15 protein-coding genes are annotated in these 21,034 nt (G+C 50.8%); 12 read left to right on the forward strand and 3 right to left on the reverse strand.

The features are described from left to right. Nucleotides 1-87: 87 nt before the first annotated feature. Genes murJ through INF28_RS01790 form a run of 5 tightly spaced genes read left to right on the forward strand, consistent with a single transcriptional unit; the run spans nt 88 to nt 5,655 of the window. Nucleotides 88-1,668: a murein biosynthesis integral membrane protein MurJ gene (gene murJ / locus INF28_RS01770; protein WP_226391758.1), complete on the forward strand. Its 1,581-nt coding sequence runs from the start codon at nt 88-90 to the stop codon at nt 1,666-1,668. 1 nt (nt 1,669) lies between these two features. Next, nucleotides 1,670-3,550, forward strand: coding sequence for an O-antigen ligase family protein (locus INF28_RS01775; protein WP_226391759.1), 1,881 nt, complete (start codon nt 1,670-1,672; stop codon nt 3,548-3,550). After that, on the forward strand, nt 3,547-4,701 hold the full coding sequence (locus INF28_RS01780) for a glycosyltransferase family 4 protein (protein ID WP_226391760.1): 1,155 nt from the start codon (nt 3,547-3,549) through the stop codon (nt 4,699-4,701). The genes INF28_RS01775 and INF28_RS01780 overlap by 4 nt, the downstream gene beginning before the upstream one ends. Continuing rightward, on the forward strand, nt 4,685-5,155 hold the full coding sequence (locus tag INF28_RS01785; protein WP_226391761.1) for a DUF4330 domain-containing protein: 471 nt from the start codon (nt 4,685-4,687) through the stop codon (nt 5,153-5,155). The genes INF28_RS01780 and INF28_RS01785 overlap by 17 nt, the downstream gene beginning before the upstream one ends. An 11-nt stretch (nt 5,156-5,166) precedes the next feature. Further along, complete coding sequence (locus INF28_RS01790; RefSeq protein WP_226391762.1) at nt 5,167-5,655, forward strand: DUF4330 domain-containing protein; 489 nt, start codon at nt 5,167-5,169, stop codon at nt 5,653-5,655. Nucleotides 5,656-5,867: 212 nt separating this feature from the next. Here the strand turns inward: INF28_RS01790 and INF28_RS01795 are convergent, their stop codons facing one another. From INF28_RS01795 to INF28_RS01805, 3 genes are all read right to left on the reverse strand, one after another. Continuing rightward, the gene (locus INF28_RS01795) at nt 5,868-6,419 is read right to left on the reverse strand and encodes a hypothetical protein (RefSeq protein WP_226391763.1); all 552 of its coding nucleotides are present in this window, start codon (nt 6,417-6,419) and stop codon (nt 5,868-5,870) included. Nucleotides 6,420-6,433: 14 nt separating this feature from the next. Then, nucleotides 6,434-7,243 carry a GTP pyrophosphokinase gene (locus INF28_RS01800; RefSeq protein WP_226391764.1) on the reverse strand — a complete coding sequence of 270 codons (810 nt, stop codon included), beginning with the start codon at nt 7,241-7,243 and terminating at the stop codon, nt 6,434-6,436. A 121-nt stretch (nt 7,244-7,364) separates the two neighbouring features. Further along, complete coding sequence (locus INF28_RS01805; RefSeq protein ID WP_226391765.1) at nt 7,365-7,967, reverse strand: XTP/dITP diphosphatase; 603 nt, start codon at nt 7,965-7,967, stop codon at nt 7,365-7,367. Nucleotides 7,968-8,178: 211 nt separating this feature from the next. On the opposite strand from INF28_RS01805, the gene INF28_RS01810 reads away from it, so the two are divergent. From INF28_RS01810 to INF28_RS01840, 7 genes are all read left to right on the forward strand, one after another. Next, nucleotides 8,179-9,726 carry an alpha-L-rhamnosidase-related protein gene (locus INF28_RS01810; protein ID WP_226391766.1) on the forward strand — a complete coding sequence of 516 codons (1,548 nt, stop codon included), beginning with the start codon at nt 8,179-8,181 and terminating at the stop codon, nt 9,724-9,726. A 35-nt stretch (nt 9,727-9,761) separates the two neighbouring features. Continuing rightward, nucleotides 9,762-10,802 (forward strand): flavodoxin-dependent (E)-4-hydroxy-3-methylbut-2-enyl-diphosphate synthase, encoded by a 1,041-nt coding sequence (gene ispG, locus INF28_RS01815; protein ID WP_226391767.1) that lies wholly within the window; start codon nt 9,762-9,764, stop codon nt 10,800-10,802. Beyond that, nucleotides 10,799-15,112, forward strand: a complete 4,314-nt coding sequence (locus INF28_RS01820; RefSeq protein ID WP_226391768.1) for a PolC-type DNA polymerase III — start codon at nt 10,799-10,801, stop codon at nt 15,110-15,112. Before ispG ends, INF28_RS01820 begins: the two co-directional genes overlap by 4 nt. A 17-nt stretch (nt 15,113-15,129) precedes the next feature. Continuing rightward, nucleotides 15,130-17,289 carry a Tex family protein gene (locus tag INF28_RS01825; RefSeq protein ID WP_226391769.1) on the forward strand — a complete coding sequence of 720 codons (2,160 nt, stop codon included), beginning with the start codon at nt 15,130-15,132 and terminating at the stop codon, nt 17,287-17,289. Nucleotides 17,290-17,328: 39 nt separating this feature from the next. Further along, complete coding sequence (locus INF28_RS01830; protein ID WP_226391770.1) at nt 17,329-18,672, forward strand: MATE family efflux transporter; 1,344 nt, start codon at nt 17,329-17,331, stop codon at nt 18,670-18,672. A gap of 538 nt (nt 18,673-19,210) precedes the next feature. Continuing rightward, the gene (locus INF28_RS01835) at nt 19,211-19,975 is read left to right on the forward strand and encodes a ParA family protein (protein WP_226391771.1); all 765 of its coding nucleotides are present in this window, start codon (nt 19,211-19,213) and stop codon (nt 19,973-19,975) included. Nucleotides 19,976-20,017: 42 nt separating this feature from the next. Further along, nucleotides 20,018-20,944 (forward strand): ParB/RepB/Spo0J family partition protein, encoded by a 927-nt coding sequence (locus INF28_RS01840; RefSeq protein WP_226391772.1) that lies wholly within the window; start codon nt 20,018-20,020, stop codon nt 20,942-20,944. The last annotated feature ends 90 nt before the right edge of the window (nt 20,945-21,034 follow it).

Consider the following 21,034-nt stretch of genomic DNA (forward strand, 5'->3'; position numbering starts at 1 on the left):
CGCAGGTATTTACATAACCTGAAAATTACGGTATACTATGTATAATTATGAAAACTGGGGGCGTATACCTCAGAGAGGATGGATGCTATGAACAACAATGGCACTGCCGCATCTTCCGGCAAAAAAGCCGTCCGAACCATCGGTTTGATGGCGGTGATCATTCTACTGGCAAAATTCATGGGGCTGTTCCGAGAAACCCTGATTGCCCGCATCTACGGACAGGGCATGGAATCAGATATGATCAATACCTCCACCCAGATCCCCCTGCTCTTTTTCGATATGGTTCTGGGCGTGGCAATCCTCTCCACCTTTGTGCCGGTTTTTAATCAATACCTGAAAAAAGAGGGCAAAGCCTCTGCCATGGCCTTTGCCCACAACTTTACCACTATCGTGGGCTCGGTGGCCGCGGCGGCCGCGTTGCTGGGTATTTTATTCGCAGAGCCGCTGGTACATCTGATGACCCCCGGCTATGCCGACGTACCCGGCAAGGTAGAACAAACCGCACAGCTTTTGCGGATTTTGTTTCCTTCCATTGTCTTTACCGCGGTGGCCTATATCGCAGTGGGCATGCTCCAATCCTTTGGAGAATTCACCATCCCCTCCCTGATCAGCGTGGTGTCAAACGGGGTCATGATTCTGTATCTTATGCTGTTTGGCAACCGGCTGGGGCTTACCGGTGTTGCGGTTTCCATGCTGATTGCCTGGGCGCTGCAGCTTTTGATCCAACTGCCCTGGCTGAAAAAATTTGGCTGCACCTTTCGGTTTCGGTTTGATCTGAAAGACCCGGGCATCCGCCAGGCCGCAAGGATTGCCCTGCCTGTGCTGATCAGCTCCTGGGTACAGCCCCTTTGCAACGTGATTAATATGTCCTTTGGCTCCGGCCTGGGCGATGGCGCAGTGTCTGCCTTAAACTGGGCCAACAAGATATATATTATTATGGTAGGCGTTTTTGCCTATGCCATCACCAACTTTATCTTCCCCAAGCTGTCACGGCTCAGCGCCGGGGAGGATTCCGGCGGCTTTGTCAAAATGACCCGGCTGTCTGTGGGCTGGATCCTTTTTATTATCACCCTGGTGTCCGCCCTCTTCCTTGCCCTGTCCTCCCCCATTATTAAGGTGGTCTTTGAACGGGGCGCCTTTACCGCGGATTCCACCGCCATTACCGCAACGGCTTTGTTTTACTACTCCTTCGGCATGGTGGGTTATGCCGTCTGCGAAGTGCTCAACAAGAGCTTTTATGCCATTCAGGACGGAAAAACGCCCATGTTTACCTCTATCATCGGGATTCTGGTGAATCTCTTGGGGGCGTTTTTGCTGGCAGGGATTTTGAAAATGGGTGTGGGCGGCCTGGCGCTGGCCTCCGCTGTCAGTTCCATTGCCATTGCCCTCTGCCTGATGTTTATGATCAACCGCAGGCGGCCCGGCATTATTACTGCCGGCTTTCTGCTGAATATTTTGAAAATGCTCCTATGCGGTCTTGCCGCATATTTGACCGCATATCTGATTTATCCCATGTCCGTTTTCCTGGACGGGGGAATGGTAATGACCCTGATTCGTCTTACCATTACGGCTCTGCCCGCCGCAGCGGTCTATCTGGTTCTTGCGTTTTTACTGCGGGTAGACGAAACAGCGCAAATCAAAACAAATTTCTTGAGAAAGCGGGGATAACATGAACCACAACATTGGTTATTTTGAAGCCCTTTGGGCTGTCCTTTGGGGCTATATCCGGCAAAGCGGTACTTACCGTCTGCTCCGCCGGATCTATGACGGCATCTCCAGCTCCTGGCGCCGCAGCCGGATCACCGGCTGGTTTCGGCGGGAAAACTTTTCAGAAGATTTCCTTTCTGCCAGTCTGGCTGGCCGGATTCTTCGCCTGCCCTTTACCTTTTTGGAATGGCTCAGGCGGCGGTGCGGCAAAACCCTGACAGAAAAAATAAAGCACAGCGTATTTCTTGGCATTTGCGACACCTATCTCAATAACTTTCTGGCGCTGAACCTGCGGTTTTTGGGAATCACCCTCTTTTTTGCGGGCGGCGGTCTGATTCTGGGCGGCGTCCCTCTTGGATACCTGCCTGCTTTGCCGCTGGTGCTGGGCATCCTGTTATTTGCGCTGGACATCAACCTCACCGACTGGCTGAAACACTCTCGGCTGGTTTCCTTTGTCTGTGCCTGCTTCGGCATTGAGGCGGATTTTAACTGGTACCAAAACGAAAAGGTACAGGGAAAGCCCCGGCTTTTGATTGGCGCGGCGGCAGGTCTGCTCTGCGGAATTGCCGGCGGTCTGGGCTCGCCCCTTATCGGTCTTGCCCTGCTGCCCGGGCTTGCGGTATTGTTTTTGATTCTGAAAAAGCCGGAGGCAGGGATGCTGTTTTTGGTATTCCTGGCGCCGCTTGCGCCCACCATGGCCATGGCCGGGCTTTCTATCCTCTGTCTTTTCTCCCTGATCATAAAAAGCCTGACCGATGCGGACTTTGCATGGAAATTTGACAGCATGGGATTTTTGATCCTGTCCTTTATTCTGATTTATCTCTTTGCAGGGATCACCTCCTTTGCCATGATGAAAAGCCTGAGCATTTGGGCCATTTATCTGGTGTTTATGGCGGCATATTTCCTGATCATTCACCTGGTAAAGAACAGAAAACAGCTTGACCGGGTGCTGACCGTATTTGTCTTGTCCGGCCTTTGCGTCTGCCTTTATGGCATTGCCCAGTATGTCTTTGGCTGGGATACAGCCCAGGCCTGGATGGATGAGGAAATGTTCAGCGACATCAAGATGCGGATTTATTCGACGCTGGACAACCCCAACGTGCTGGGCGAATATATCCTTCTGGTGCTTCCCGCCGCCATTGGGCTGATGTGGACCAGAAAGGGCGCCCTGCAAAAAATTGTCTATGCCGGCATTTCCGCAGTGATGTTTCTTGCCCTGCTTCTCACCTCATCCCGGGGCTGCTGGCTGGGATTCATGGCGTCAGCCGCCGTGTTTGTCACCTTTGTCGCAGGAAAGCTGTGGGGACTTGTTCTGATTATTGTTCCCCTTCTGCCCGCCGTTCTGCCGGAGAGCATTATCAACCGCTTTACCAGCATCGGCGACCTGAAGGATTCCTCCACCTCTTACCGGGTATACATCTGGATGGGTACCCTTGCCATGATCCAGGATTTCTGGATTTCCGGCATTGGCATGGGTTCTGAGGCCTTTACCGAAATCTATCCCTTCTATGCCTATAACGGCATTGTGGCGCCGCACTCCCACAACCTGTTTTTGCAGATCCTGGTAGAGTCCGGCATTGGCGGCATTTTGGTATTTTTGCTGATTCTTCTGTTTTTCCTGAAAAAGATGATGACCGGCTATCAGGCAGGCGGCGGCAAGGGCGCGCCCCTTTCCACCCTGATCTGTGCCCTCTCCGCGGGGGTCTGCGGATTCCTTCTGCAGGGCATGTTTGACAACTGCTTCTATAACTATCGGGTACTGCTGATCTTCTGGTATGTCATCGGCATTGCCATGGCATGTACCTATATCGCAAAATCACTATCAAAGGAGGATATGGCGTGATAAAAGTAATTGAGGTGTCTTCCGATTCCAATATCGGCGGCGCCGGAAAATGTATTCTGACCTTTTTGAAGAACTTTGACCGTGAGGCTTTTGACGTTTCGGCAGTGATTCCCAAAGGCAGTTTGCTCAAGCCCGAAATGGACGACTGCCGAATTAAGGTCTTTGAAGTGGAGCACCTGGCGGAAAAATCTCTGGATTTTCATGCAGTCAGCCGCCTGCGCAAGCTGTTTCGGTATCTCAAACCGGATCTGGTGCATACCCATGCCAGTATGTCCGCCCGGATTGCCGCCAAGAGCCTGGGGATTCCGGTGGTCTATACCCGGCACAGCGTCTTTCCTCCACCCAAAAAGCTGACCACCTTTCCCGGAAAGCAGATCAGCGGCTTTATCAATAATCTGACTGCTGACAAAATCATTGCGGTGGCAGAAGCCGCCAAGGAAAATCTGACCGATACCGGGGTGGACGAAAAGAAAATTCAGGTCATCTTAAACGGGGTAGAAGCCCTTCCTCCCTGTCCCGAAGAAGCCATTGGCAAGATACGGATGCAGTATCATATCCGGCCGGATGAAAAGGTGGCGGCCATCATTGCCCGGCTGAACCCGGTCAAGGGCCACAAGTATTTTATAGAGGCCGCAAAGCTGGTAAAAGACGCGGGCATCCGCTGTAAATTCCTGATTGCGGGCACCGGGGAAACCGAAAACGCCCTCAAGACCCAGGTCAGAGAGGCCGGGCTTGAGGACACGGTCATTTTCTTAGGTTTTTTACAGGATGTATCCCCGCTGATGCACCTGATGGATGTACAGGTCAACTGCTCTTATGGCACCGAAGCCACCAGTCTTTCCCTTTTGGAAGGAATGAGCCTTGGAAAGCCCGCCGTGGTCTCTGACTTTGGCGGCAATCCCGGCGTGATCTTTGACGGCGTCAACGGATTTTTGACCCCCACCCATGATCCGTATGCGGTGGCAGACGGGATCAAAAAACTGCTGACCGACCAAACGCTGTACGATACCATGGCAGATAACTGTAAGAAAATTTATGCGGCAAAATTTACTGCCGAAATCAATACCCGGGCCGTTGAACAGGTATACCGTGAAGCGGTCATGCAAAAACGCAGAAAGAAAGGTGAAAAAATAGATGAAACCGAAATTTAATGCCATTGACTTTGTGATTTTAATCCTTTTGATTGCCGCGCTGGCCGCCGGAAGCCTGTTTCTGTCCAAGCGCAGTAATCAAAAAGGTGTGACCCAAAACGCCAAAATTGAATTTATGGTAGAGCTGACCTCGCAGGAAAAAGAATTTGCGGATCTTCCTCAGGTGGGTGACAGCGTCAGCGTGGGCGAAAAAGAGAAAATGCCTGCCACCGTTACCAAGGTGGAGGTTCTGCCCGCAAAAACCATGGGCTATGACACGGTAAACGGCCGTATCTTTGAAACCACCGTCCCCGACCGTTATGACGTGCAGATCACTCTGCAGGGCGATGGTATGGAGACCGAAAACACACTGGAAATTAACAATAACGCCATTCGCGTAGGCATGGGCGCCGCCATGAAGAGCAAAAACTGGGCCGGCTTTGGATTTGTGCTTACCGCGGATGTGGTACAATAGGAGGATTTGCCATGTTGAAAAAAGACGGAAAATTGTTTGGAAAAATCAGCATAATTGACATTGCTGTCATTCTTATTGTTGTATTGCTGGCCGCCGGGGTATTGATTAAGTTTTCCGGCAACCAAAATGTACCGGTTTCCTCCGGTGAAAAACTGGAATGTGTGGTACAGGTGAAAAATGTCCGGGATTATACGGTAGAAGCCTTGAAAAAAGGCGGCCCGGTCTTTGACAAGACCACCAAGGAATACATTGGCACCATTACCGGCGTTACCACCGAGCCGGGTGAAACGACTCTGCTTTTAAACGACGGCTCTTACCGCAATGTGGAAACCGAAGGCCGGTACAACGCCTATGTCACCATCGCCTTTGACGGCAAAGAAAGTGACGGCGGCTATTACACCGCTACCAATAAACAGATGGCCGCCGGTTCCTCCCTGGGAATGAACGCCAAATATTCCCAGTGCGACGGCACCATTTATGAAGTAAGACACGCCCAATAGAAACACACGTGCAAAACTCCCGAAAAACGGCCGCGCTTAATGCGGGCCGTTTTTTTGAAAAGAGGAGAAGGTTTGCCAAAAAGGTGCTGTCCCGGCAAAAGCCAAAAAAAACAAAGCTCCCAAAAAATGGCCGGGCAAATCCGGTCTTTTGGGAGCCTTTTTTCTTATATTCCCCGCGGCATAAAGGAAACTAAAATGCGGCAGGCGCAAAATCACGATTCCCGGCGATAGAGGATGGGCGTATCATAGCCAAAGGTCCTTTTTCCGTTTACTTCCATGGATTCGCTGACCTCCAGCACCTCCTTAGAAAACCGCTCGTGCAATGTAAATTTCAGAACCGGCGAAAACATACTCACGCTCCCGCCTTCCCAGACACCCTCCTTTTCCGTATACAGGGCGGGGACAAACTTTGCAGAGGGTTTCAGTTCCTCAAAATCAAGCTGCTCTACATTGGCATAGGAAAAGGTGTTTTTGTCAAAGCCCAGGGGCATCTCATAAGAGGTCAGCCGGATCCCTTCCGCCTCTTCCGTAAACAAAAACAAATGCGGCGACGGATTTCGGTTTTCCCCCACCGTATAATAGCTCTCCTCAATCATAAACTCCCCCGCAAAATCCGGCGGCAGGTTTTTGATCTTGGCATTGCAGGCCGTGTTGACATGCTCTGCATAGGGAAAATTAGTCCCGTCCCCTTTTCTTTCCTGATACTGCTGTGCATTGTTAAAAGTCCCTGTTAAAATTTCCATAAATTCGGTTAATCTGCTCATTTCTGTCTCCTCCTTTATTCAAAGGGTACATCAAACTTACTCAGTTTCTCCAGTAAAATATCGTCCTCGCTCTGTTCTCCGGTTGCCGCCTCCAGGCTCTTGCGGATCTCCAGCATTCTGGCGTCCGTGCCGGCAATCACATCAGCGCATTCCTTGAGCTCCTGTACAATCCGCTTCTCGTCCGCGATCTCCTGCTTGTATTTCAGCTGATGCTCAAGGCTCGCCCAAAAATCCATGGCAATGGTACGAATCTGTACCTCCACCGTCATCTTTCGGGTCTCGTTGGCGAAAAACACCGGCACCCGTACAATCAGATGCAAACTCCGGTACCCGTTGGGCTTGGGGTTTGCGATATAATCCTTCCTTGCAATCAGTTCGATATCGTCCTGCTGAATCAGCGTCTTTGCCACCGCGTAAATATCGTCCACATAGGCACAAATCACCCGCACCCCTGCCACGTCATGAATATTCTTTTCAATATTGGCAAGGGAAAAAGGGATATCCAAACGATCCAGCTTATCCCCAATGCTGGTGGTGGTCTTGAGCCGGGACTTGATGAACTTGATGGGATTGCGCTGGTACAGCACATTAAACTCAGTGTTGAGCACATCAAACTTGGTGCGGATCTCCTTCATGGCACAGGCATAGCGCATGCGCAGCTCCTTATAGCCGATCATGGTATTCATCATTTCCTTGGAGCGAAGGAACAGCGCTTCTGCCTGTTCTTCTCCAACTCCCATCACTTCTGCGGAAAGCTGAATCAGGGATTTGGATTCCTCCTCCGAGGGCGTATATTCCTGCATTTGAAGATCCATTTCATTCATCCTTCTTCCTCCTCTCTCCCTGCAACACTTTTCTTACAGCCCTACCATACTCCATTCCAGACCGAAAGTCAAGCGAATCAAAAAGAATTATTAAAAAAGACATAAACTGTTTACGGATCGTTTACAATTCCGCCTCTTCCTCCATGACCGCATCATAAAAGGCGCGAAGCGCACGGCTCCTGTGGCTGATGGCATTCTTGATATAGGGCTCTAATTCCGCAAGTGTCCTGGCATACTTTTCCGTATAAAAAACCGGGTCATAGCCAAAACCGCTCTCCCCTTTTGGCTCCGCAGTGATCCGGCCTTCGCATTCCCCCCGGAAAAACCGAGTCTCCTTTCCCGGCCGGGCAAGGGCAATCACGCAGACAAACCGCGCCGTCCGCTCCTGGGGCGGCACACCGTCAAGGGCGGTCAGCAGTTTTTTGATATTATCCCCATCCGAAGCGTTTTCTCCAGCATACCTTGCCGTATAAATCCCCGGGGCGCCGGACAGATAATCCACGCACAATCCGCTGTCATCGGCGATCACCGCCTTTCCCGTTGCCCTCATAATGGTTTCCGCCTTTTTGGCGGCGTTTTCTTCAAAGCTTGCGCCGTCTTCCACCACTTCTATCTCCCCGGCTCCCGCTTCGGTTTGGGTAATGATCTCAAACCCCATCCCCAGTATCTCCCTAATTTCCTCCGCCTTATGGGCGTTTTTACTTGCCAGTACATATGTTCTCATACTTTCTTCCGTCCTTTCCACATCTTTATCATACCATAACCCCGCGTCGTTGTAAACCACAAAAAAACTTTACAAAAAGCAGGCTTTCCCCCTTGTTGCCGGCGCGGCAATGTGTTATAATATTTAAAATGGTTGTTTATGCCCTCATGCGGAAACAAAATGCCAATTTAGTACAATAAACTGTAAAACAATACCCGGGAGATTATATACTATGGACACCAAAGAAATATTTTTAACCAAAGCGGAAGTATACAAACCTTCCCTTTGCCGCAAAGAAACGGCACCCATTGCCATGATAGCGCCTTTTATGGGTGCATCGGACTGGGAATATAAAAAAATTTGCGATGCGGCGGAGCTCTCCTCTATGGTTCTGGGCAAAGGCGATAAAATTTGCCTGGACTTTGGAGATCATCAGGTGGGGTACCTGCACTTTACCATCACGCCCAAGGAGGGACTGCCGGATGCTCCCGCATATATCAAACTGAAATTTGGCGAACGGATCTGTGAGATCGCAGAAAAATTCAGCCAAAGTGATGTTTCTGCGGCCACAAGCATAAGCTCCAGCTGGATACAAGAAGAATCTATACATATTGATATTCTGCCGCAAAGAATCAGCCTGCCTCGGAGATACGCTTTTCGCTTTATGGAAATTGAGGTGCTGGACACCTCTCCTTACTATAAAATTACAATAGACAACGTGCTGTGCGAAAGTGTTTCTGCCGTGGATATGGATACCATAAAACCCTGCGGCGGCATAGACAGCACCCTTGACAAAATTGACAGCATTTCCATCAAGACCATGGCAGAATGTGCGCAGGATGTGTTTGAAGACGGGCCAAAACGTGACAGGCGTCTGTGGATCGGCGATTTAAGGCTGGAAGCCCTGGCGGATTATGAAACCTTTCAAAATTATGATCTTGTCAAGCGCTGTATGTACCTTTTTGCGGGCACCGCAAACGAAGACGGCCAGGTTGGCTCCTGCCTGTATGTTCAGCCACAGCCGGTGGCCGACCGCATTTATCTGTTTGACTATACCCTTTTGTACGTCTGCTGTCTGTATGACTATTACATGGAAACCAAGGATATGCCCTTTTTAAAAGAGCTTTGGGACACCGCATACCGCCAGATAGAAATCGCATTACAGCGAGTCGATGAAAACGGCCTGCTCCCCGACAGCAAGGACTGGGATTGTTTTATTGACTGGAACCCAAACCTAAACAAACAGGCAAGCGCCCAGGGCGTTTTGATTTATACCCTGAAAAGAGCAAAAGAACTGGCAAACATTCTCGGCGATACCGCCAGAGCGGAAGAAAGTGACCGCTTGATTCGGCGGCTGAGCGACAGCGCCCTGCAATTTTTATGGGATGAAACAAGCGGCTTTTTCCGCAGCGGCGATCAGCGTCAGATCTCCTGGGCTTCCCAGATATGGCTGGTTTTGGCAGAGATCCTTGATCCGCAGCAGAACGCGGCGCTGTTAAAGCGGCTGATGAAAACGAATCCCAAAATCAACATGGTGACGCCCTATCTGCACCATTACTTTGTGGAAGCACTGCTGGCAAGCGGACTTAAGGAAGAAGCCTTTTTGCATATCAAAAACTATTGGGGCGGTATGGTGAAAGAGGGCGCCGACTGCTTTTATGAGATATACGACCCCCAAAACCCGCTCTCTTCCCCATACGGCACGAGGGCAAAAAACAGTTACTGCCATGCGTGGAGCAGTACGCCCTGCTATTTTATCCGGAAATACTTGGATAAATAGCCCCAAAGCATGAATTTTTACAGGAGGAATGCTATATGAAAACCGTAACCATCGGAAAGGTAACCATCGGAAACGGTAATCCCATTGCGGTGCAGTCCATGACCAATGTGGCAACCAGCGACGCAGACGCCGCCATCAACCAGGTGAACCAGCTGGCAAAGGCCGGCTGTGATATTGTCCGTCTGGCAGTGCCGGATGAGGCCGCCGCCTGTGCCATGGAAACCATTCTTGCCCATACCTCCGTCCCGCTGGTTGCGGACATCCACTTTGACTACCGCCTGGCGCTGATGTGCATAGAACGCGGGGTGCATAAAATCCGGATCAATCCGGGCAATATCGGCAGTGAGGAACGGGCTGGCGCCGTGGCAAAAGCCGCCCGGCAAAAGGGAATCCCCATCCGCATTGGAGTTAACGGCGGTTCCTTGGAAAAAGGCCTGCTGGAAAAGTGCGGCGGCGATTTGGCCCGTGCCATGGTGGAAAGCGCCAAACGCCACATTGCCATTTTAAACCGCTATGACTTTGACGATATTGTGCTTTCCATGAAATCCTCGGACGTAAAAACCACCATTGCCGCCTACCGTCTGGCCCGGGAAACCTTCCCCTATCCCCTGCATCTGGGGGTGACCGAAGCGGGAACCTTAAAGAGCGGCATAGTCAAATCCGCCATTGGCATCGGCGCCCTGCTTGCCGACGGTATCGGCGACACCATTCGGGTATCCTTGACAGACGACCCTGTCAAAGAAGCGGAGGCGGGACACCTGATCCTAAGGGCCCTTGACCTTGAGGAAAACTGCATTCAGGTGGTGTCCTGCCCCACCTGCGGCAGAACCAAAATTGACCTGATTCCCATTGCCAAGGCAGTGACCGAAGCGGTGGAGCAGATCCCCGCCCAGCTGAAAGTTGCGGTGATGGGCTGTGTGGTCAACGGCCCCGGCGAGGCCAAGGACGCCGATATCGGCATTGCCGGTGGCGACGGCTGTGCCGTCTTATTCAAAAAGGGACAGGTCATCCGCAAGATCCCGGAGGATCAGATTGTGGAATGCCTGCTGACCGAAATTAGGAGAATGACAGAATGAAAACAGGAATTTTGGATTTATTCGATAAAGTAACGGTGACCGAAGCCTTTGCCCAAACGCTGGAAAAAACCGTCTTAAACCGCTGTGATCTCTATCTTCAGGAGAACCGGGCGGAGATCGAACTCAGCGCCCCCGCCTTTCTTGACCGCAGGGAGCTTTTTGCCTATCAAGATGCGGTGGAAAAGGTGTATCACCTGAAAAAACTGGATTTTTGTCTGCGCTATCCAGGCCTTGCACCCACAAAGGCTTATTTTGAAGATTTGTTAGCGGCCTTTTTGCAGGACAACAGCGCCTGCCGCAGCTGCCTGGACGGTGCGGAGATAGCGTTTGCTGACGGACAGCTGACCGTCAGCAGAATTCGGGGCGGAGAAGATTTGCTGCGCCAGCGGCAGTTCACCGAAAAAATAATAACAACCACCCGGGAAGAAACCGGGACAGAAATTACCATATCACTTTCCTTTGATACCATTGATATGGAAGCCTATCTTGAAAACCGGGAAAAAGACACCCAGCGTCTGGCAGAGCAGGCGGCGGCGGTACGGGGAAGCGCTCCTGCTTCCTCCGCCAAGAGCGATGGCGGAAGCAAACCCGTTTCCGGCACGGTTTACGGTAAGCCCATCACCAAAGAGAACATGGCCATCATTGACATGACCGAGGGCATGAAGGGCTGTGTCGTAGAAGGCGAGGTCATCAGCGCCGAGGTACGGGAGCTGAAACGCAACAACCGCCTGACCGGAAATGCAGTTATTGACTTTGACATCGGCGATGACAGCTGGGCCTGCTCCTGCAGTTTATTTGGCAAAACGGAGCGCATGGCAAAGGCCATGAAGGCCGTTGCCGAGGGTCAGCGGCTGAAAATACAGGGGGATTATGAAGTAGACGACTATGCCCACAAACCCCTTTTGAAAATCTCTGCCATAGAGCTGTTAGACCCCCTGCCCATGCGGCAGGACAATGCGCCGGAAAAACGGGTGGAACTGCATCTGCACACCAAAATGAGCGCCATGGATGCAGTCACCTCTGCCACCGATTTGATCAAGCGGGCCGCCAAATGGGGACACAAGGCCATTGCCATCACCGACCACGGCGTGGCCCAAGCCTTTCCGGAAGCCCACAAGGCCGCTTCCGCCGTCCGCAAGAGCGGGCAGGACTTTAAGGTGCTCTACGGCGTGGAGGGGTATCTCATCAATGATACCGAATCCGCCGCCCACAGCCTTGCCAGCCTTGACAAAAAGGGCGCATACATTGTCTTTGATATTGAAACCACCGGGCTCAGCGCCAGCAAGAATCAGATTACCGAAATTGGTGCGGTGCGGGTGGAAAACGGCGAGATGAAAGAAACCTTTTCCCAACTGATCAACCCCCTCTGCCCCATTCCGGCAGAGATCACCCGGCTGACCGGCATCAGTGACGACATGGTGGCGGATCAGCCCCCCATCGACCAGGTACTGCCCCGGTTTCTGGAATTTTGCGGAGATACGCCGGTGGTTGCCCACAACGCCGGCTTTGATACCGGATTTATCCGGCAGAAAGCCACAGAGCGGGGCCTTGCCTTTCACAATAAAATCATTGATACCCTGCGGCTTTCACGGGAACTGTTTCCCCAGCACGCCAAGCACTCCTTAGACGCGGTGGCAAAGCGGCTGGACGTTTCCCTGGAAAACCACCACCGGGCTGTGGATGACGCCACGGCCACGGCAGAAATTTTCCTCAAATTTCTTGATATGATTCACGACCAATACGGAGATGTGCAGGAGGTCAACATTGACACCCGGCCGTCCCTGATCAAAAACCCCAAATACCACATCATCCTGCTTGCCCAAAACTATACCGGACTGAAAAATCTCTATCGGCTGATTTCCAAGTCCAACCTGAAATACTTCTACCGCAAGCCGGTGATGCCAAAGAGCGTGATCCAAAAATTTCGGGAAGGGATCATCATTGGCTCTGCCTGTGAAGCCGGCGAGCTATATCGGGCCATGCTTGCAGGAAAATCCAAAGGGGAACTGGAGGAGATTGCCTCCTTTTACGACTATCTGGAGATTCAGCCCCTTGGCAACAATCAGTTTATGGTACGAAACGGCACCGTGCCGGATGAAAACGCCTTAAAGGATCTCAACCGCCGGATTGTGGAGATCGGCGACAAGCTGGGAATTCCCACCGCCGCCACCTGTGACGTACACTTTATGGATCCCAAGGACGAGGTTTACCGCCGGGTTTTGATGGGCGCCCAGGGCTTTGAGGACGCCGACCAGCAGGCGCCGCTGTATTTTAGAACCACCGAGGAAATGCTGGAAGAATTTTCATATCTTGGCCAAGAAAAGGCCAAAGAGGTGGTCATTACCAATCCAAATAAGATTGCCGACCGGATTGAAAACATTCAGCCGGTAAAAGACGGCTCCTATCCCCCCTCCATCGAAAACTGCGAACAGGATCTGGTGGATATGTGCCATAAAAAGGCGCACAAAATCTACGGCGACGTTCTTCCAAGAGTAGTACAGGAGCGGATGGACAAGGAGCTTGACTGTATTGTCAAATACGGCTATTCGGTGATGTATATGATCGCCCACAAGCTGGTCAAAAAATCCAACGAAGCCGGATATCTGGTAGGCTCCCGTGGCAGTGTCGGCTCCTCCTTTGCGGCGTTTTTGTCCGATATTACCGAGGTCAACGCCCTCTGCCCCCACTATGTCTGCCCCAATCCGGACTGCAAGCACAGCGAGTTTTTTGAACACGGCGAATATGCTGTAGGGCCTGACATGCCGGACAAAAACTGTCCCGAATGCGGCACCCTGATGCGAAAAGACGGACTGACCATTCCCTTTGAAACCTTCCTGGGCTTCAAAGGCGACAAGGTCCCGGATATTGACCTTAACTTCTCCGGCGAATACCAGGCCACCGCCCACAAATACGTAGGCGAGCTGTTCGGTGACGAATATGTATTCAAGGCCGGAACCATTGGCACCGTTGCGGAAAAAACCGCCTATGGCTTTGCCAAAAAATACTATGAACTAAAGGGAATTGATGCCCCTGATGCGGAGCTCAAGCGGGTGTCAAAAGGCATGATCGATGTCAAACGCACCACCGGTCAGCACCCCGGCGGCATTATTGTCTGCCCCAAAACCATGGATATTCACGATTTCTGCCCCATTCAGCATCCGGCAGACAAGAAGGATTCGGATATCATTACCACCCATTTTGATTTCCATTCCATTCATGATAACCTTTTGAAGCTGGATATCTTAGGCCACGATGATCCATCCACCATCCGTATGCTGGAGGATTTGACCGGGGTCAACGCCATGGAGATCCCTCTTGATGATAAAAAAACCATGAGCCTGTTTTCCAGTACCGAAGCCCTTGGCATCAAGCCCAGCCAGATCGGCAGTGAGGTGGGAACCCTGGGCGTACCGGAGTTTGGCACCTCCTTTGTGCGGCAGATGCTGGTGGATACCAAGCCCTCTACCTTTGTAGAACTTTTGATCATCTCCGGCCTGTCCCACGGTACGGACGTATGGCTCAACAACGCACAGGATCTGATCAAGGCCAAAAAAGCCACCCTGTCCGAGGTTATCGGTCTGCGTGACGATATTATGGTCTTTTTGATCCAGCACGGGTTAGAGCCAAGTTTAGCCTTTAAAATCATGGAGTTTGTAAGAAAAGGCCGGGCCGCCAAGGAAGGCATGCCCCCGGAATACGAGGAGGCCATCAAGGCCCAGCCCACCATTCCGGACTGGTACTTAGACTCCTGTAAAAAAATTAAATATATGTTCCCCAAGGCCCACGCCGCCGCCTATGTGATGATGGCGGTGCGGATTGCCTATTTCAAGGTATACTACCCGGTGGAATTTTATATTGCCTATTTCACCGTTCGTGCGGATTTGTTCGACGCGGCGCTGATGACCCAGGGCGCAGGCAAGGTTCGGGATGAAATGCGGAAACTGACCTTAAAGGGCAACAGCATGACCGCCAACGAAAAATCCCTGTATACCATACTGGAAATCTGTCTTGAAATGTACGAACGGGGGATTGATTTTCTCCCGGTGGACTTATACCGCTCCCATGCCCGAAAATTCCAAAAGGTAGGGAATTCCATACTGCCGCCGCTGAACGCTTTTGCCGGCGTGGGCGATGCGGCCGCGGACGCCATTATGGAAGCCGCCAAGGAAGGCCCCTTCCTCTCCTGCGACGACCTGAAAAACCGGGCGGGCATTAACAAAGCAGTGATTGAAACCCTCAGCGCAAACGGAGTACTGCGCGGACTGCCGGAGAGCAGTCAGATCAGCCTGTTTGATATGCTGCAGGCTTAAAACGAAAGGAGAAACCTATGGAAATCGCACAGCAGCTGGCCGCAGAGCTAGGGCTTAAGAACTGGCAGGTGGAGCATACCATTGCTCTGCTTGACGAGGGAAACACCATTCCCTTTATCTCCCGGTACCGCAAGGAGGCCACCGGAGAATTAAATGATGAGGTTCTGCGCAATCTGGAAGAACGGCTGAACTACCTCCGCAGTATGGCGGAGCGAAAAGAAGATATTAAACGGCTGATCGGCGAGCAGGGCAAACTGACCGAAGAACTTGCCGCCGCCATTGACGCCTGTACCGTCCTAAACGAGCTGGAGGACATCTACCGCCCCTACCGCCCCAAGCGGAAAACCCGGGCAACCGTGGCAAAGGCAAAGGGACTGGAACCTCTGGCACAGCAGATTTATGCCCAGGAGCCGGACTTTGACCCGGAAACGGCGGCAGAAGCCTTTGTAAATCCGGAAAAAGAGGTGGAATCGGCAAGCGACGCCATTGCGGGCGCCATGGACATTATTGCGGAACAAATTTCAGACAATGCCGACCACCGCAAACGGATCCGGGAATTGACCTTTAAAACCGGCACGGTAACGGTCAAGGCCGCAGGGGATGAGGACAGTGTATACCGGATGTATTACGACTTTTCTGAGCCTTGCATAAAAATCGCCCCCCACCGCACCCTTGCCATTGACCGGGGCGAAAAGGAAAAATTTTTGACCGTGTCTATTCTGCCGGACACAGAACGGATTCTTTCCTATATAAAAAAGAAAGAACTGGCCAAAAACTCTGCTCCCTCTACGCCGCTGGTAGAAGCTGCGGCAGAAGACGCTTATTCCCGGCTGATTGCCCCCTCCATTGAGCGGGAAATCCGGAACGAACTGACCGAAACCGCCCAGGAACAGGCCATCAAAGTCTTTAAGGTCAATCTGAAAAACCTGCTGATGCAGCCGCCCATTCACAACAAGGTGGTCATCGGCCTGGATCCCGGTTACCGTACCGGCTGTAAGGTGGCCGTAGTGGACGGCACCGGAAAGGTACTGGATACCGGCGTGATCTATGTCACCCATTCCAAAGAACAGAAACAGGCGGCGGAAACCTACATTAAAGATTTAATCAAAAAATATGACGTAGATTTACTTTCTATCGGTAACGGAACCGCCTCCAAGGAAACCGAGATGTTTGCGGCAGAACTGCTCAAATCTATGCCCGGCACCAAGGTGCGGTATTTGATTACCAACGAGGCAGGGGCATCGGTCTATTCTGCTTCCAAGCTGGGTGCAGAGGAATTTCCGGATTTTGACGTAACCCGCCGGAGTGCAATCTCCATTGCCCGCCGGGTACAGGATCCGCTGGCCGAACTGGTCAAAATCGAACCCAAAGCCATTGGCGTTGGTCAATATCAGCATGACATGAACCAGAAACGTCTGGGCGAAGCTTTGGGCGGCGTGGTGGAAGACGCTGTCAACAGCGTGGGCGTAGACCTCAACACCGCCTCTGCCCCTCTGCTGAACCGGATTTCCGGCATTTCCGCTGCGATTGCCAAAAACATTGTGGCCTATCGTGAGGAAACCGGGGTATTTACCGACCGGGCACAGCTGAAAAAAGTCCCCAAGCTGGGTCCCAAGGCCTTTGAGCAGTGCGCCGGGTTCCTGCGGATCAAAGACGGTAAAAATGTGCTGGATAACACCTCTGTTCACCCGGAAAGCTATCCGGCCGCCAAGGCTTTGCTTCAAAAGCTGGGGTATTCTATTGAGGACGTAAAAGAACACCATTTGGCAGATTTGGAGAAAAATGCCGAAAAACAGGGGATTGCCGCACTGGCACAGGAACTCTCTGTAGGCGAACCTACCTTGCGGGATATTATTCAGGAGCTGAACAAACCCGGCCGTGACCCCAGGGACGAGATTGAACAGCCCATTCTGCGCAGTGATGTCATGCAGATTGAGGATCTTAAAGAAGGTATGATTTTGACCGGCACCGTCCGCAACGTCATTGATTTTGGCGCCTTTGTGGACATTGGCGTTCATCAGGACGGATTGGTGCACATTTCCCAGCTGTCTGACAAATACGTCAAGCACCCCATGGACGTGGTATCCATTGGCGATATTGTCAAAGTCATGGTGCTGGAAGCCGATCCCAAAAAGAAACGGATCAGTCTTACCATGAAAGGTTTAGATAATAAATAATTATTAAATATCGTATATTTGAAAGGTTATAAAGGAGTTATGCGGTCGTTTTATAAGAAATTTTTTATACTGATGATACCCATGGCGCTGAAGGAGCTGATTTCTTCCCTGGTCAATTTGGTTGACACCATTATGGTGGGGCAGCTGGGAGAGACCTCCATTGCCGCTGTGGGCATTGGAAACCAGGTGTACTTTTTGTATACCGTGTTTTTGTTCGGCATGAGCTGCGGCGCAGGCGTTTTTGCTTCCCAGTTCTGGGGAACGCAGGATGTGAAGGGAATGCGGAAGATTTTGGGACTTAACCTCCTCCTCTCTTTCCTCCTCTCTTGTCTGTTTGTACTGGCGGCGTCTATTTTTCCGGTTCAGATTTTTGAGGCCTTTAAGGCAGAACCGGCTGTGATTGCGGAAGGCGTAGGTTATCTCCGCATTGTATGCATTGGTTATCTGGCCACCGCCATTACCACCGCTTTTGACATGAGCGTATGCTGCAGTGAACGGGCAGGACTTCCGTTTTTGGTTCGGGCAGTGGGCCTGGTCGTCAATGTCTGTCTAAACTGGGTGCTGATATTTGGGCATTTGGGCGCACCGGCGCTGGGCGTAGAAGGTGCCGCCATTGCAACCGTCATTGCACGTTTTTCCGAGCTGGCAGTGATGCTCTCGGTGGTCTACGGAAAGAAAATGATACAGGCGGCGGGTCCCAAAGAATTGTTCACCATTCCAAAGGATTTATGGATCCGGTTTGCAAAGACCTCGGCGCCGGTGGTGTTTAATGAAATGGCTTGGGCCATTGGCGTTACCATGTATTCCTGGGTGTTTGCCCGGATCAGTACCGAGGCCATTGTGGTCATTACCATTGTACAGAACATAGAGCGGCTGATGCTGGTTTTTTTCCACGGCGGCGGCAATGCCGGCGGCGTGTTTATCGGAAAGGCGGTAGGCGCAAAGAAATACAATCAGGCTTATGTCTATGCCAAAAAGCTGGCATTTTTGTCCCTGATGACTGCCCTGGTCCTTTCGGTTATATTTGTTTTGATTCGGCCTATTATCTTACTGCCGTATCAAGTTTCTGCTCAAGTACATGACCAGGCCATGCAGCTAATGATTGTCATGGCAGTGATGATGAACATCAAATCTTTGACCTTTTTGTTTATAGTTGGTGTGTTCCGCAATGGCGGGGACACCAGAAGCGCCTTTTTGATTGATGTTGGCTGTGTTTGGCTGGTAGGCGTTCCCATGGTGGTGCTGGGCGGACTGGTTCTGCATCTGCCGCTGGTAGTAACTTATGCTATGATGTGCTGTGAAGAGGTTATGAAGATTATTGTTTCGGTTTTGCGATTCCGGAGCAAAAAATGGATCAAAAATGTGGTTGCCGACCCGGCATAACCTAAGCGCAGATGCCCCCGCCTCTTAGGCGGGGGTTTTAATTTGCCGCAAGACCTGTTTTAAGTCAGCTTAGCAGGAGGATTGCTTCGATTGAAACGGCTTCTTTGACATTTGAGAGTGGATGGTTCTTATGAAACCATCCACTCAGACTGTCGAAAAAGTCGTTATACCGCAAGCGAGACAATAAAAACAAAACGCGCTTCCTTTTCATAAACTTTATGTTTTCGTATAAAATGACGCCGGATTCATCGAGAAACCGGCGTCATTGCTTGCTTTTCCCGCAATCGCTCTCTACCGTACCTTTGTACGCCGACGAAAGCGATTGCGGAAAATCTAACTTCCTTTTTCGGCATCTGCCAGCGTGTCGATACTTTATCGACACGCTGAGTGGATGGTTCTTATGAAACCATCCACTTTTTTTATGTTTCACGTGAAACATAAAAATATTTTCTCAAAACGACGGTTTTTTCTTGTATTTTTTTTATTCTGTGCTATAATAGAACTTGACACAAAAGATGTATCCTGTTTGGAGGAGATTATGGGAAAAATTATTGCCATTGCAAATCAAAAAGGCGGCGTGGGAAAAACCACCACCGCCATCAATTTAAGCGCAAGTTTAGGAGAAAAGGGGAAGAAGGTTTTGCTGATTGACAGTGACCCCCAGGGAAATACCTCAAGCGGATTGGGTATAGACGGAAATCAGGCGGAAAACTCTACCTATGACTGTCTGGTCAACGAAGTTCCCATGCAGGACGCTATTGTAAAAACAGATTATAAAAATCTTTGGCTGTGTCCTGGCAATATCAGTCTGGCAGGGGCTGAACTGGAGCTGGTGGAACAGAAAAACCGGGAATATCAGCTGAAAAACGCCGTTTCTCCCATTCGTGAGAACTATGATTTTATTATCATTGACTGCCCTCCCTCCCTGGGCCTGCTCACCCTTAACGCCTTTGGTGCGGCAGACAGTGTACTGATCCCCATTCAGTGCGAATACTACGCCTTAGAGGGGCTCAGCCAACTAACCCGTACCATCAAAATGGTCAAGCAGGGTCTAAACAAAGATTTGAAAATCGAAGGGGTTCTTTTGACCATGTTTGACGCCCGTACCCGGCTTGCAGTACAGGTAGTGGAGGAAGTACGGAAATATTTTGGGGCTACCGTTTATAAAACGGTAATTCCGCGAAATGTCCGCCTTTCCGAAGCGCCAAGCTACGGTCAGCCCGTTCTGGCCTTTGACAAACGCTCTAAGGGCGCAAAATGCTACCAAAAATTGGCCGGAGAGGTCATTAAAATGAATACATAGGGAAATCCCCATAAAAGATACCGCAGAATAGGAAGTGAAGCTATGCCAGAGAATAAAAAACAAAAAAAAGGCCTGGGAAAGGGCCTTGGCGCTTTGTTTATGGATACCTCCGGCGCAGAGCCGGAATCTGAACTTGATATTATTCATGAAATTGAGAAAATTGGTGCGCCCGCCGCAGATGGAAAGCAGGTGGTTACACTAAAAATTATTGATATTGAACCCAACAAAGGACAGCCCAGAAAGCATTTTGATCCGGACAAGCTGGAAGCCCTCAGCGAATCCATCCGGGAACACGGGGTGGTACAGCCCATTCTGGTTACCCCAACCAACAGCGGCACCTACCGCATTGTGGCCGGAGAACGCCGCTGGCGAGCCGCCAAAATGGCCGGATTAAAAGAAATGCCCTGTATTATTCGGGAATTTGAAGAACAAAAGGTCATGGAGCTTGCCCTGGTAGAAAATCTCCAGAGAGAAGACTTAAATCCCATAGAGGAAGCAGAAGGTTATCAAAAACTCATGGATACTTTCCAGCTGACCCAGGAAGAAATTGGTCAACGAGTAGGAAAAAGCCGAAGCGCTGTTGCCAATGCCCTGCGGCTGAACAATCTGAGCCAGCCGGTTAAGGAAATGGTGATTGACGGCAGGCTGAGCCAAGGCCACGCCCGCACCCTTTTGCCAGTAGAAGATCCCCAGCTTCAGCAAACGCTGGCGGAGCGCATTCTCAAAGAAGGCCTCAATGTACGGCAGGTAGAAGCCCTGGTGGCTTCTCTTGGCAAAGAGAAGCCAGTGAAGCCGAAAAAAGTCGAAAATCCTCTGATGCGCAAGTATTATGAAGATGTAGAAAATTCTCTCTCCTCCCGCCTGGGTACCAAAGTAAAAATTCAGGAAGGAAACAAAAAAGGGAAAATCGAGATTGAATACTACAGCAAAGAGGATTTAGAACGCATTCTTTTTGAGCTGCGCAGTTAAATTTACAAATTTTGCCATTAAAAAATGCTGTTTATTTTCCTCATTTTAATATATAGCAATAACATTTGACCTTAAAATACAAATGAGGAT

Origin of the sequence: Ructibacterium gallinarum (genome assembly GCF_014982785.1) — a bacterium.
Taxonomy (GTDB): Bacteria; Bacillota; Clostridia; order Monoglobales; family Monoglobaceae; genus Ructibacterium; species Ructibacterium gallinarum.

What these genes read in the sequence shown, in the direction of transcription:
- murJ (WP_226391758.1), top strand. Translation starts at nt 88, where the DNA reads ATGAACAACAATGGCACTGCCGCATCTTCCGGCAAAAAAGCCGTCCGA.
- INF28_RS01775 (WP_226391759.1), top strand. Translation starts at nt 1,670, where the DNA reads ATGAACCACAACATTGGTTATTTTGAAGCCCTTTGGGCTGTCCTTTGG.
- INF28_RS01785 (WP_226391761.1), top strand. Translation starts at nt 4,685, where the DNA reads ATGAAACCGAAATTTAATGCCATTGACTTTGTGATTTTAATCCTTTTG.
- INF28_RS01790 (WP_226391762.1), top strand. Translation starts at nt 5,167, where the DNA reads ATGTTGAAAAAAGACGGAAAATTGTTTGGAAAAATCAGCATAATTGAC.
- INF28_RS01795 (WP_226391763.1), bottom strand. Translation starts at nt 6,419, where the DNA reads ATGAGCAGATTAACCGAATTTATGGAAATTTTAACAGGGACTTTTAAC.
- INF28_RS01800 (WP_226391764.1), bottom strand. Translation starts at nt 7,243, where the DNA reads ATGAATGAAATGGATCTTCAAATGCAGGAATATACGCCCTCGGAGGAG.
- INF28_RS01805 (WP_226391765.1), bottom strand. Translation starts at nt 7,967, where the DNA reads ATGAGAACATATGTACTGGCAAGTAAAAACGCCCATAAGGCGGAGGAA.
- INF28_RS01810 (WP_226391766.1), top strand. Translation starts at nt 8,179, where the DNA reads ATGGACACCAAAGAAATATTTTTAACCAAAGCGGAAGTATACAAACCT.
- ispG (WP_226391767.1), top strand. Translation starts at nt 9,762, where the DNA reads ATGAAAACCGTAACCATCGGAAAGGTAACCATCGGAAACGGTAATCCC.
- INF28_RS01820 (WP_226391768.1), top strand. Translation starts at nt 10,799, where the DNA reads ATGAAAACAGGAATTTTGGATTTATTCGATAAAGTAACGGTGACCGAA.
- INF28_RS01825 (WP_226391769.1), top strand. Translation starts at nt 15,130, where the DNA reads ATGGAAATCGCACAGCAGCTGGCCGCAGAGCTAGGGCTTAAGAACTGG.
- INF28_RS01830 (WP_226391770.1), top strand. Translation starts at nt 17,329, where the DNA reads ATGCGGTCGTTTTATAAGAAATTTTTTATACTGATGATACCCATGGCG.
- INF28_RS01835 (WP_226391771.1), top strand. Translation starts at nt 19,211, where the DNA reads ATGGGAAAAATTATTGCCATTGCAAATCAAAAAGGCGGCGTGGGAAAA.
- INF28_RS01840 (WP_226391772.1), top strand. Translation starts at nt 20,018, where the DNA reads ATGCCAGAGAATAAAAAACAAAAAAAAGGCCTGGGAAAGGGCCTTGGC.